The organism is Mycobacterium sp., assembly GCF_036488105.1.
Lineage (GTDB): Bacteria > Actinomycetota > Actinomycetes > Mycobacteriales > Mycobacteriaceae > Mycobacterium.
This window is the reverse complement of the sequence record NZ_DASXHW010000437.1, coordinates 1-13,501: the sequence shown is the minus strand read 5'-3', so window position 1 is coordinate 13,501 and position 13,501 is coordinate 1. Positions and strand designations below refer to the sequence as shown.

10 protein-coding genes are annotated in these 13,501 nt (G+C 64.5%); all 10 read right to left on the bottom strand.

Features of this window, described 5'->3' with window-relative positions:
* Positions 1-275: 275 nt before the first annotated feature.
* Positions 276-2,069, bottom strand: coding sequence for an NAD-binding protein (locus VGH54_RS22980; RefSeq protein ID WP_331514405.1), 1,794 nt, complete (start codon positions 2,067-2,069; stop codon positions 276-278).
* Positions 2,070-2,275: 206 nt separating this feature from the next.
* Entirely contained in the window at positions 2,276-2,956 is a 681-nt protein-coding gene (locus VGH54_RS22975) for a response regulator (RefSeq protein ID WP_331514404.1), read from the bottom strand.
* A complete protein-coding gene (locus tag VGH54_RS22970) occupies positions 2,949-5,561 on the bottom strand; it encodes a sensor histidine kinase KdpD (RefSeq protein ID WP_331514407.1) in 2,613 nt (870 codons plus the stop codon). The genes VGH54_RS22975 and VGH54_RS22970 overlap by 8 nt, the downstream gene beginning before the upstream one ends.
* Before the next feature lie 90 nt (positions 5,562-5,651).
* Positions 5,652-6,590: a potassium-transporting ATPase subunit C gene (locus VGH54_RS22965; RefSeq protein WP_331514402.1), complete on the bottom strand. Its 939-nt coding sequence runs from the start codon at positions 6,588-6,590 to the stop codon at positions 5,652-5,654.
* A 1-nt stretch (position 6,591) separates the two neighbouring features.
* Positions 6,592-8,760, bottom strand: a complete 2,169-nt coding sequence (kdpB, locus tag VGH54_RS22960) for a potassium-transporting ATPase subunit KdpB (RefSeq protein ID WP_331514401.1) — start codon at positions 8,758-8,760, stop codon at positions 6,592-6,594.
* A 1-nt stretch (position 8,761) separates the two neighbouring features.
* Positions 8,762-10,432 carry a potassium-transporting ATPase subunit KdpA gene (gene kdpA / locus VGH54_RS22955; protein WP_331514400.1) on the bottom strand — a complete coding sequence of 557 codons (1,671 nt, stop codon included), beginning with the start codon at positions 10,430-10,432 and terminating at the stop codon, positions 8,762-8,764.
* Positions 10,433-10,522, bottom strand: coding sequence for a K(+)-transporting ATPase subunit F (kdpF, locus tag VGH54_RS22950; protein WP_331514399.1), 90 nt, complete (start codon positions 10,520-10,522; stop codon positions 10,433-10,435).
* A 327-nt stretch (positions 10,523-10,849) separates the two neighbouring features.
* Positions 10,850-12,331, bottom strand: coding sequence for a HAMP domain-containing sensor histidine kinase (locus tag VGH54_RS22945; RefSeq protein ID WP_331514398.1), 1,482 nt, complete (start codon positions 12,329-12,331; stop codon positions 10,850-10,852).
* A gap of 18 nt (positions 12,332-12,349) precedes the next feature.
* A complete protein-coding gene (locus VGH54_RS22940; RefSeq protein ID WP_331514406.1) occupies positions 12,350-13,123 on the bottom strand; it encodes a response regulator transcription factor in 774 nt (257 codons plus the stop codon).
* Between the two features lie 198 nt (positions 13,124-13,321).
* Positions 13,322-13,501 (bottom strand): WXG100 family type VII secretion target (locus VGH54_RS22935; RefSeq protein WP_331510199.1); only part of this gene is annotated, 180 nt, incomplete at its 5' end.

Below are 13,501 nucleotides of genomic sequence, written 5' to 3'. Positions count from 1 at the left end.
AGGCCATTATCAGTTCGTGAACCCAGGTATAACAAATGAATGCGCAGCTCAATGACATTCTGTGGCAGCACTCACCTGTATCTCCCAGGTTAATCCTTAGTATTTCTCAGGTTTACCGATTCGTCGACGTACGTTTTTCGTCCCCCAGGTCGAACGTTTGGCCCGATTCTAAGCGTTCGAGAAAGGCATCTCGCGCTGGCAATGCCCTATTCAGCGACTTGCCAGGAGTCCGCAAGCATGTTGTACGGGAACCGAGAACGCCGATCTGGCGACGTTCAGCCGGTCCGTGCTTGACGTGTGACGTCGACGTCTTGGTGCGGCTGAGGTGATCGGTCGACCTCGCCGGCGGGCTCCGGGGCCGCGACGACGTGTTTGGGCGGCAATCCCTTACGCAGGGTGGCCACCAGGTCGCGGTACGGCCCGACGAGGTACACGGTGTCACCGCCCCGAAGGCGCCCTTCGTGGTGCGGGCGCAGATCGATCGGGGCGTCCTCGCGGCAGATCGCGATCACGCGTGTTCTGCTCGACAATTTCCCCATCTGCAGCCCGTCGAGCTCACTGCCCTCGGCCACCAGCATCGCGCCGACCATGAACGAACTCTGGCCGATCGAGAAGGTACCCAGCACCTCCACGCCCATCGCGGCGCCGATGAACCACGGTGCGGCCAGCGCGACGGAGGAGCGGACGTTCTCGAAGTGGAATCGTTGCGCGACCGCCAGGCCCAGCGCGCGGTCGTATACCCGCAGCACCACCGAGACGTCGGCGCGCCGGTTGATCTTGGGCATCACCCGGGGCCCCAGCATCTCGGCCAGCACGATCCCGGTTTCGATGTTGATCATGTCGTCACGGGTCAGCACCGCCACCGCGCGGGCGCGGTCGACGCGCGCCGCCTCCAGCGTCTGAATCAGCGTCGCATCGCCGAAAATCACCGGCACGTCGAGTTCGCGCGCCGCGGATAGGAACCGGTTGTCCTCGTTGATCTCGATGACCGCGACGTCGTATCCCGCCCCGACGAGTTCGCTGACCACCCGCATCCCGAGGGCGCTCAACCCGACGACGATGACATGGTTGCGCAGGTGGCGCACCCGCGGGCGGGCTGAGGCGAACACGAAGCGGCGGGACAACAGCACATCGGCAATGAACGCGACCAGCAATGCGATGGTGGTCGCTCCGCCGAACATCAACATGGCGGCGAACAGGCGTAGCCAGGTTTCCTGGTGGGCGAAGCTGAAGTCTCCGTAGCCTGTCGTCGTGATCGTCTCGATGGTGAAGTACAACGCATCGACCCAGGACATCCGGGGATGCTGATAGTTGTAGCGCAACAGCAGCATTGAGATCACGACGAGAGTCGTGGCCGCAGCCAGGGCGGGGTAGAAAGCCGGGTTGAAGTCGTTGACGACGGCCCGTACGCCGTCGACCACACGCCGCAGTCGGGGTCGCTCTGACCGTGTTCCGATCATCCGTCGAACCTTGATGCCGCGCACGGCCGACTCGTCGGCGGTACCGACCATCACCACCCGGTCACCGGCCAGCACCCGTTGAGTGCGGGTTGGGCAGACCTCGATCTCGCCCGGGCTTGATGAGTTGTCGCCGTGGATGATCGCCACCGGGGCCAGATCGCCGTAGATCTCACGCAGCGTCGCGGCACGTGGAGCCTCGCTACCCGACACGAGGAACTGAACACCCGCCGCCTCGAATCGGTGCGTCCGGTGCGCCAGGCAGGCTTCGACGACCGAGGGCGCGGTCAACTCGGCGACATCGAGGATCGCGCCCGGCCCATTGTCGTCGGCCATCGCCTGGCGCAACACGTCGTTTGCCAGTCTGGCGACCACACGCACCGACGGATTGGCTTTCCTTGCCAGCAAAGCGATTTCGAGATTGACGGCGTCGTCGTCACCGGCGCAGACCACCGCGAGCGCGTCGTCGACCTTGGCGGCGTCCAAATCGTCGGCGACTGCGGTGAACTCACCACTGCCCAGCCGGACAACTTTTGCGCCAGCGCTTTCCAGCTCCTCGACGATCGTGGTGGCCAGCGCATCGTCACCGCTGACAATGATGTGATGCTGCATTCTCTCATCCGCGACTGGGGTGTACCTGATTGCCATCGACCCGGAGACTTCACGCGGGTGCACACCCGCTTTGCTGACGCCGTTACCAATCCAGGCTACACCACGGTGTTACCGCATCCGGCGACAATGCTCAATTTTGCTGACACGCAATATGACTCGCTGCGAGGCTATCGAACTGCATGGTGAACCCGTTCGCGCGCAACGGATCAAGCCTCGAAGCGATAGCCCATTCCCGCCTCGGTCAGCAGATGGGCGGGATGCGACGGATCGTCCTCAAGCTTGCGTCGCAGCTGCGCGAGAAAGACACGCAGGTAATGGGTTTCCTTGGCGTACTTGGGTCCCCAGACCTCTCGGAGCAACTCTTCGCGGCCCACCAGCTTGCCGCGATTGCGCACCAGCATTTCCAGCATGCCCCATTCGGTCGGAGTCAGGTGGACCTCCTCGCCGTTCTTGATGACCCTTTTCGCCGAGAGGTCGACTAGGAACGACTTGGTCTCCACGACCGGGTTGTCCGCGCCGGTGGCCACCGCAGCCCGTCGGACCGCAGCCCGCAACCGGGCCAGCAGTTCGTCCATACCGAAGGGCTTCGTCATGTAGTCGTCGGCACCCGCGTCGAGTGCGCCGACCTTGTCAGACGAATCGGTCCGTGCGGACAGCACGATCACCGGCGCCGACAGCCAGCCGCGCAGGCCGGCGAGCACCTCAATACCGGAGATGTCGGGCATGCCCAGGTCCAAGATCACCACCTGCGGCGGATGTTCGGCGGCCAAGGTCAGCGCGCGCGACCCGGTCGGGGCGGTGATCACCTCGTAGCCGCGCACCGACAGGTTGATCCGCAGTGCGCGCAGCAGCTGGGGGTCGTCATCGACCACCAGCACCCTAGTCATCTGCGCCGCTCTCCCCCGCAAGCGGGTGGTGCCCCCACTTCATCGCCGCGTCGCTGCCGTGCCGCTCCTGCAGCGGCGCGGCCAGATCGATCAGAATGGTCAGCCCGCCACCGGGGGTGTCGCTCGCGGTAATCGTTCCGCCCATTGCTTCCACGAACCCCTTGGCCACCGACAGACCGAGACCCAGACCGGTGGTCGTGTCGAAATCGCCGAGCCGCTGGAACGGCTGGAACATGTCGTCGGCGGCACCTTTGGACACTCCCGGTCCCTCGTCGATGATGTTGATCAATACCCGCGGTCCGACCTGTCCCGCATTGACCCGCACCATGCTTCCCGGTGCATAGCGAAGGGCGTTGTCTATCACGTTGGACAACACTCGTTCCAGCAGGCCAGCGTCACCCATGGCGACCGTGCCGCCGACCTCCACCTTGACTCGATCGATGCCGGCCCGCCCGTAAATCGTGCTGCGCCCGCCGATGCCGGCGAGCGCGCGCTGTACGACCTCTTCGAGGTAGACCTCGGTCAGCTCGGGCCGCACCACGCCGGCGGCCAGCCGAGACGAGTCCAGCAGGTTGGCCACCAGCAGGGACAGCTGGTCCACCGACTCTTCGACCGTGGCAAGCAACTCGCTGGTGTCCTCTGCCGAGAACCAGACATCCTCGGCGCGCAGGCTGGACACCGCGGCCTTGGCGGCGGTCAGGGGAGTCCGCAGGTCGTGGCCGAGAGCGGACAGCAGCAAGCGGCGCAGCTCGTCGGCCTCGGCGAGCGATTTGACTTTGCCGGCCTCCTCGGTGAGCTCGCCCTGCTTGACCAGGCCGGCGGCCTGTGTCGCAACCACCGACAGCACCCGGCGGTCGCGGCCGGTCAGTCGGCGCCCGGACATCAGCATCCAGAATTCTTCGTCGCCGACTTTCACCGCAGTGTCGGCGGCATCCACGGTCAGGCACGCTTCGGATCCCACCCCCGCGACCGGGATCATTTGACCGTCCACCTCACGCACCAGGCATACCGCACGCTGGGAGTACGCCTCGCGCACGCGCTCCAGCAGCGTATTGAGATCGGCGCCGCGCAGAACTGACGCGGCGAACAGGGAAAGCAGCTCGGCCTCCTGGCCCGCTCGCCTGGCTTCGCGCGCTCGGCTGGCGGCGGCGTCGACGAGCACGGCGATCGCCATCGCGACCCCGAGCAGAAGCACAATGGTCAACAGGCTGCTCGTGTTGGCGACGACGAACGAGTGACGCGGTTCGGTATGGAAGTAGTCCAACAGCGCACCGGACAACAACCCGGACAGCAGAGCGGGCGCCACACCGCCGAACAACGCGACGCCGATCACCCCCGCAAAGAAGAGGGTGGATTTTGCGCTGAGGTCGAGCGCTGGATTCAGGCGCATGGTGACCGCCAAGATGGCCCATGGCATGGTGACGGCGGCCAGCCAGGACACCACCTGGCGGGTGCGCGGTGAGATCGTCGAGAGCTCCACGCCACGGTTGGCCTGCTCATGGGTGACCATGTGCACGTCGATCTTGCCCGAGTCATTGATGGTGGCCGCACCGATTCCCTCGCTGAAGAAGCTCGCCCACCGTGACCGCCGAGAGCTGCCGAGCACCAGCTGAGTGGCGTTGGTTTCGCGCGCGAAGTCGAGCAGCGCGGTCGACACGTCGTCGCCGACCACGACGTGAACCGTCGCGCCCAGGCTGGCGGCGAGCTCGCGTACCTTGCCCATTTCGCGCGGGTTTACCCCCGACAACCCGTCGCCCCGCGCTACGTGCACCACCATGAGTTGGGCGCCTGACCTCGACGCGATACGAGACGCGCGGCGCACCAACGTTTCCGACTCCGGGCCGCCGGTAACGGCGACGACCACTCGTTCGCGCGCTTCCCAGGTGTCGGTAATCTTCTTGTCCGCACGGTATTTCGCCAACGCGGCATCGACCTGGTCGGCCAGCCACAGCAGCGCGATCTCGCGCAGCGCGGTCAGGTTGCCGGTGCGAAAGTAATTCGTCATCGCCGCATCGACCCGCTCCGACGGATAGACGTTGCCGTGAGCAAGCCTGCGCCGCAACGCTTCCGGCGTGATGTCGACCAGTTCGATCTGAGCTGCTTTCCGAACGATCTCGTCGGGCACCGTCTCGCGCTGCTCGACGCCGGTGATCTGCGCAACGACGTCGTTGAGGCTCTCCAGATGCTGGATGTTGAGCGTCGAGATCACCGTGATGCCAGCTTTGAGCAGTGTTTCGATGTCCTGCCACCGCTTCTCATGCGTGCTGCCCGGAACGTTGCTGTGCGCGTATTCGTCGACCAGCGCCACTTCCGGCTTACGTCGCAGCACCGCCTCGACATCGAGTTCGGGGAAGGTGCCCCCGCGATAGGAGATGTAGTGCGGCGGAATGGCCTCGATGCCCTTGATGAGCTCGGCGACCTTCTTGCGGCCGTGCGTTTCCACGACCGCGGCCACCACGTCGGTGCCACGCTCCAGCCGGCGGTGCGCCTCGCCGAGCATGGCGCAGGTCTTGCCGACACCCGGTGCTGCACCAAGGTAGATGCGTAAGTCGCCACGCCGCGGCGAATGCCCGAGGTGACGGAGCGGGTCGTCTTGGTAAGTCACTTGCGCGGGACGCGGCTCAGCGGGGCTCGCCACTGCTGGCGCCGGCGGCTCGTCGGTTGAGGTCACACAGACATCATCTCACCGGGACGGTCAAGGCTTCGCCGGGAAGTCGCGGTCCAGCTCCAAATTGAGCGCGAGCACATTGACCACCGGCTCGCCAACGAAGCCGAGCAGACGGCCCTGCTGGTTGCGCGCCACCGCGTCACGCACCTGTGCAGCGCTGATCCCACGAGCATGGGCCACGCGGGCCACCTGGATATCGGCGTACGCCGGTGAGATGTGCGGGTCCAGTCCGCTAGCGCTGGCGGTGACCGCATCGGCAGGCACGGCGGGGGAGGCCGGTGCGGCGCCGCGAATGGGCACGACCTGACCCGCCGAGTAGTCCTGACCGTATTGGGCGCATTGCACCCGCACCCCCGCGTAGAACTGCTGGAAGACCGTGGTCGGTGCGCTGCCGGGTGTGGCGGAGCACGGTTCGTTCACGCTGACCACCTGGGTGGGATGGATCACGTTGCCGGAGGAATCCCGCGGCCCGATCACCGACAGCACCGCCCCGACCCCGTCGCCGGTGCAGAACGGGCGCGACCCGTCGACGTTCTCGAGTTTGCCGATCGCCACGCTGCGGGCGCACACCTGGCTCAGAAGGCTGGGCTTGAACCCGGCGGTGGACGGATCGGCACCTGGCGCCAGCTTGCTCGGGTCGGCGGGCGTGTCGACTATGCTCTCCGGGCCTAAGTTGGTGGGTCCCGATGCCAATGGGTCGTAGCCCTTTCCGGCTGCCGACGGCCTGCTCTGGAAGTACTGCGGCAGTGGGTTGCCATCCTTGTCGGTGAACAGTTGGCCGATCAGTAAGCTGGCGACCGGCTTTCCGGACACGTTGACTATCGAGCCCTCCGCCTTGGCGTGCAATCCGGGAAGCAGCGCGACTCCCCAGACGACCAAGGGGTAGGCGAAGCCGGTGATCACGGTCAGCACCAGCAGCGCGCGCAGCGCGGCCCAGTGTTGGCGAACGAGGTTGGTGAAGTTCATGTCAGCCCATCCCGGGGATAAATTGCACGACTAGGTCGATCAGTTTGATGCCGATGAACGGGGCGACGATGCCCCCCAGGCCGTAGATATAAAGGTTGCGGCTCAGCAGTTTCGACGCGCTGCTCGGTGTGTACTGAACACCGCGCAGCGCCAACGGAATCAGCCCGACGATGATGATCGCGTTGAAGATCACCGCGGAAAGAATCGCCGACTCCGGACTGTGCAGCCGCATCACGTTGATCGCGTCCAGTCCGGGGAACAGCGCCACGAACATTGCCGGGATGATCGCAAAATACTTGGCGATGTCGTTGGCGATCGAGAACGTGGTCAACGCGCCACGCGTGATCAACAGCTGCTTACCGATCTCCACGATCTCGATGAGCTTGGTCGGGTCGGAGTCCAGGTCCACCATGTTGCCGGCCTCTTTGGCCGCGCTGGTCCCGCTGTTCATCGCCACCCCGACGTCAGCCTGAGCGAGCGCCGGCGCGTCGTTGGTGCCGTCACCGGTCATCGCGACCAGTCGGCCACCCTCCTGCTCACGCTTGATCAGCATCATCTTGTCTTCGGGGGTGGCTTCGGCAAGAAAGTCGTCGACCCCGGCCTCGTCGGCGATCGCCTTGGCCGTCAGTGGGTTGTCACCGGTGATCATCACCGTGCGGATGCCCATCTTGCGCATCTCGTCGAACCGCGCACGCATGCCGTGCTTGACCACATCCTTGAGGTGGATGACGCCGAGCACCTCAGCTTTCTTGCCGGCGTCGCCGTTGCTGATCACACCCACCACCAGCGGGGTTCCGCCGGCTGCCGAAATGCCGTCGACGATGTCGCCGAACATGTCGGGAATGGTGCCGCCCTGGTCGCGGATCCACTTGGCGACTGAGCTGGCCGCGCCCTTGCGCAGCTGTCGTCCATCGAGGTCGACACCGGACATCCTGGTCGTCGCGGTGAACTCGATCCAGTGGGCGTGGCTGAGCTCGCCGGGGGAGCGCTCCCGCAGCCCGTAGGCCTGCTTCGCGTAGACGACGATCGAGCGGCCCTCGGGGGTTTCGTCGGCCAGGCTGGACAGCTGAGCGGCGTCCGCTAGCTCGTCAGATGTGACACCCGTGACCGGGATGAATTCCGATGCCTCCCGGTTGCCCAGCGTGATCGTGCCGGTCTTGTCTAGCAGCAGCGTGTTGACGTCGCCGGCGGCCTCGACCGCGCGGCCCGACATGGCCAGCACGTTGCGCTGTACCAGCCGGTCCATGCCGGCGATGCCGATCGCCGACAGCAACGCCCCGATGGTGGTGGGGATCAGGCACACCAGCAAAGCCACCAGGACGACGCCGGTCACTCCGTTCTGCGTAAGGGCGGAGGTGTCCGCGACACCGGGGCTATTGGCCTTGGAGTAGATCGCCAGCGGCTGCAGCGTCGCCACCGCGAACACGAAGATGATGGTCAGCGCTGCGAGCAGAATGTTGAGCGCGATCTCGTTCGGCGTCTTCTGCCGATTGGCGCCCTCGACCAATGCGATCATCCGGTCGATGAAGCTTTTGCCGGGCTCTTGGGTGATCTTGACGATGATGCGGTCCGAGAGCACGGTGGTGCCGCCGGTGACCGCTGAGCGGTCGCCGCCAGACTCTCGGATCACCGGCGCTGATTCACCGGTGATGGCCGATTCGTTCACCGACGCAATGCCTTCCACGATCTCGCCGTCGCCCGGGATGATTTCCCCCGCCTCGACGACGACGATGTCGCCCTTTTGCAGCTCCGGTGCCCGGACGTCTTCCTCGGTGCCGTGGGTCTCGGGTGACCAGCTATGCAGCCGGCGTGCGATGGTGTCGGCCTTCGATTTTCGCAGCGTGTCGGCCTGGGCTTTGCCACGCCCTTCAGCGACGGCCTCAGCGAGGTTGCCGAAAACCACTGTAAGCCAGAGCCAGAACACGATGAGCCAGCCGAACCAGGACGAGTCGCGGATCGTCAACACCGTCGACCAGACTGCGCCAATCTCGACGATGAACATCACCGGGTTGCGCCACAGGGTGCGCGGATCGAGCTTGCGCAATGCGTCGGGCAGCGATTTGGTCAGCAGCGCGGGGTCGAGTCGGCCGCCCTGAACCCGCCCGCCCGGCGCGTGGCCGCTGTGTTGGCGCTGCGATGAACGGGCTTTCGAAGCCGTAGACGTTGGCATTTCAGTGAATTCCTTCAGCGAGGGGCCCCAGTGCCCACATGGGCAGGAATGTGAGGGCAACAAGAATCACCGTGACGCCGGCGACCATTCCGATGAACTGCGGACGATGGGTGGGCAGGGTGCCGGGGGACTCCGGCTTATGACCTTGGCGGGCCAGCGAGCCGGCCAACGCGAGCACCAACACGATTGGCAGGAACCGGCCGAAGACCATCGCCAGGCCCACTGCGGTGTTGAACCACGTGGTGTTAGCGTTCAGGCCCGCGAACGCCGAGCCATTGTTGTTGGCGCCGGAGGTGAACGCATACAGCACCTCCGACAGCCCGTGCGCCCCGGTGTTGAGCATGCTCGCGCGTTCGCCCGGCAGCGCCATGGCGATGGCGGTGCCGAGCAGCACGATGAGGGGAGTGACCAGGAAATAGCTTGCGGCGAGCTTCATTTCGCGGGGGTTGATCTTCTTGCCGAGGTACTCCGGTGTGCGCCCGACCATCAGCCCGGCGACGAACACCGTGATCACCGCAAGGACCAACATGCCGTACAAGCCAGATCCGGTGCCACCGGGCGCCACCTCACCCAGCTGCATGTTGAAGATCGTCATCATGCCGCCGAGGCTTGTGTAGGAGTCGTGAAACGAGTCGACGGCACCACACGAGGTGAGCGTGGTCGAAACGGCGAACACCGAGGAGTCGGGAACACCGAAGCGTTGCTCGACACCTTCCATGGCCGCCCCGATCGCGGTCGGCACCGTGCCGTGATGCTGCAGCTGCATCCACATCGTGATCGTCCAGCTGATCGCGGCGAGAACACTCATCACCGCGGCGATCGCGTAGCCCTGCTTCTTGCTGCCCACCATGCGGCCGAAGGTGCGCGGCAGCGAGAAGCTGATCATCAGTAATAGGAAGATCTCGAGCCAATTGGACCAAGCGGTCGGGTTCTCAAACGGGTGCGCAGAGTTCGCGTTGTAGAAGCCGCCGCCGTTGGTGCCGAGTTCCTTGATCGCTTCCTGGCTCGCGACCGGTCCTCCGGTGATCGTCTGCTGGGAGCCGGCCAGCGTGGTCACGACCTGGTCGTGCAAGTGGAAGTTCTGGATCATTCCACCGGCGATCAGCACGATCGCGGCGATAAACGAGAGCGGCAGCAGGAGGCGCAGCGTACCGCGGACCAGATCCACCCAGAAGTTGCCCAGCTCGTCGCTCTTGATTCGGGCGAAGCCGCGCACCACCGCCATCGCGATGGCGATACCCACCGCGGCGGAGACGAAGTTCTGCACGGCCAAGCCGGCCATCTGGACCAGGTGGCCTTGCGTTGACTCGCCCGAGTACGCCTGCCAGTTGGTGTTCGTTACGAAGCTGATCGCGGTGTTCCAAGCCAGCGACGGGGTCATCGGTGTCGCTGGATCGTGTAGGTGTAGCGGCAACTTGCCCTGCACCAACTGGAAGAAGAACAGGAACAGGACGCTGACCGCCGAGAATGCCAGGACACTGCGGGCGTAGGCGTACCAGGGCTGTTGGGCTTTGGGGTCGGCGCCGATGACGCGGTAGACGAGCTTCTCGATCCGCCAGTCCCGTGGCGAGGTATAGACGTGGAACATGTAGTCGCCCAGCGGTACGTGGACCGCTACCAATGCCAGCACGAGCAAAGCGAGGAATGCGATCCCCGCAAAAGAAGTGCTCACCTAAAACCTCTCTGGAAGGAGCAGGGCCGCACCTAGATAGACCGCCAGCAACGCTGACAGCGCGAGGCCGATGATGTTGTCGTAGCTCATAGCTTTTCGACCAGCTTTTGCGCAAGTCCAAGGACGGCGAACACTGCCACCGTCAGCAGGACGTAGGCAAGCACGGACATCGTTTCTCCGTTCGTCACAAACCGGTCAGGCCGATCGGCGACCGAGTCTTGATACCGGCATGCAATTTAGTCCTCAACGATGAGGTCTGGGAAGAAGTTAAGCGCCCTGGACACGTAAAGCGCCGTCGCTAACGGTTTCTTTACAGCCCGTCGCCCGGAATTGGTTTGCGGAGGAAGGTGTTTCTAGGGCCTTCAGCTGGCATTCACTAAAGCATTGGCTTTGCTGTGTCAGCTGTGATCCGGGCTACTAAACGAGTGGCAGACGCACCCGGAAAGCGGTGTGGCCGCCAGCGGATTCGGCGGCGACCGATCCGTGGTGAGCTTTGACGATCGAATCGACAATGGCGAGGCCGAGCCCATTTCCGGGGCCGCCGTCCGGGGCGTCCTTCGCGCGGACGAATCGATCGAAAAGATGGGGGAGTAACTCCGGATCGATGTCGGGTCCGTCATCGGCCACCGTCAGCTCGGCGTAGGGCGCCTCGTGTGCGACGCGATGGCAGGCGATTCGCGTCGTCACGGTGACTCCGGGCGGGGTGTGCACCCAGCCGTTGGTCAGCAGATTGCTGACCAGTTGGTGCAGTCGATCGGGGTCGCCGCGCACCCAGACCGGCTCGTCGGGTAAGTCTTTGACCCACTGGTGTTGTGGCGCGGCAACGGCGGCGTCATTGACCGCGTTGAGGACGATGTCGCCGAGGTCGACATCCTCGGTTTGCAGATCCTCGCCCTCGCCCAGCCGAGACAGCAGCAGGAGTTCGTCGACGAGTGAGGTCATTCGGCGGGCCTCCGACTCGATACGGGCCAACGCGTATTCCGTAGTCGGCGGGAGCGCCGCGCTGTCTTGGCGGGTGAGTTCGGAGTAACCCTGAATCGCGGCCAGCGGAGTCCGTAGTTCGTGGCTGGCGTCGGTGATGAATTGTCGCATGCGCCGGTCGGATTCGGCTCGATGGCTCAGCGCGCTGTCGACGTTCGCCAGCAATCGGTTCAAGGTGTGTCCGACGATGCCGACCTCGTTGTCCGGATCGGTGTCGTCCGGTTGCACCCTGGCGGTGATGTGATGGTCTTCCCCGGTGAGCGTAGTGCCCGCGACCTCCGCGGCGGTGACCGCAACGCGGCGCAACGGTCGTAGTGCATAGCCGACCACCAACGCGGTGAGCCCAGCTGTCACCAGCAGTGCTGCGATCGAAAGCACGGTCGCACTGACGATTCGGCGGGAAATGGTTTTGTTGACCAGGCCCAGGGAGACCCCGACGACGAGCTTGTCGCCGGTACCGGATTGTTGGCTACTCATCCGGTACGGGCCGAGCCGGCCGAGTGTCACTGTGCGCAGTTCGCCATCGCGCCAGGGCTGTGCTCGGATGGCCGAGATGACGTCCGGTGTGGCGGGCCGCGGATCGTCTTCGAAGAAGACGGCCGAACCGATCACGTCGCCGTCGTGGATCACGGCGATGACGTTTCCGGCGTTCTGCCCGGTGAATCCCAACAGGGCCTGTCCGATATCGCCGTGCCGTCCGGGGTCGCTGGCGCGGTGCCTGGTAAACGAATGGTCCAGCGCATCAAGCGAACTAGCGACTTCCGAATCGTTCATTGCGTTGACGTAGTTCCGCAAGCTCACCACGGAGATGACGCCGACCACCAGGAGGACAACCGTGACCACCGCCGAGACGCCCAGGACCAGCTGATGACGCAATGTGCGTGGGCGCCACCACCGAGTGGTTGCGGCCCTGGTCATTTCGCTGCCATCTTGGTGTCAGGCCGGCGCGCGAAGCATGTATCCGACACCACGTACGGTGTGAATCATCGGCTCTCTGCCGGCGTCGATCTTCTTCCGCAGATAGGAGATGTACAGATCGACAATGCTGGTGCGCCCAGCGAAGTCGTAATTCCAGACCCGGTCCAGGATCTCGGTGCGGGTCAGTGCCCGGCGCGGGTTGCGCATCAGGAAGCGCAGCAGCTCAAACTCGGTAGAGGACAGCGAAATCGGTGTTTCTGCACGTGTTACTTCGTGGCTTGCGCCGTCGAGCGTGAGATCGCCGACCGTCAGTTCATCCTCTGCCGGCGGAGCCAGGTGACTGGAACGTCGTAGCAGCCCGCGCAAGCGGGCGACCAACTCCTCCAAGCTGAACGGCTTGGTCATGTAATCGTCGGCACCCGCGGTCAAGCCGGTCACCCGGTCCGTCACCGAATCTCGGGCAGTGAGAAACAGGGTGGGCGTATAGGGCCCTGATTCGCGGACCCGCTGCAGGATCTGCAGACCATCGACGTCGGGAAGCATGATGTCCAGGACGAGCACATCGGGTTCGACATCGTCGAACTTGCTGACCGCTTCGCCTCCGTTGTGCGCGACTTCGACGGTCCAGCCCTCGTAGTGCAACGCCATCTTGACCAGGTTGGTCAAGGCCGGCTCGTCGTCGACGAGCAAAACGCGGATCGGGGAACCGTCGGCCCGGCTGATCCGGGGCAGCTGCCCGAGAATGGCCTGGCGTGGGCGCTGATCACGTGCGGAAGCCGACATAACCGCCATGGTCACCGATTCTTCCTGCCACACACGTCGTTGTCACGAAGCTCATATCTTTCTCACACGTGTTGGCTATCCGGCTAATGAGCAACGGCCAACGGAGTCTGGCTGGGGCGCTGCCGGCGAGACTTTAGTGCCGGCCCCGGACCTGGTTGTGGCCCGCACACCGGTGGGTGTGCGGGCCACGGTTGAGCGGTGTGGGGGTTAGGCCCAGCTGCCGCCGACGGCGGAGTCGGTGGACGACATGTTGTTGCCGGCGGTCTGGACTTTTTGGCCGTGGCTGTTGGCTTGTTCGTAGATGACCTGGAAGTTGCGGCCCAACTGGGTGATGAACTCCTGGCAGGCCACCGAACCCGAGCCGCCCCAGAAGTCACCGGCGGCCAG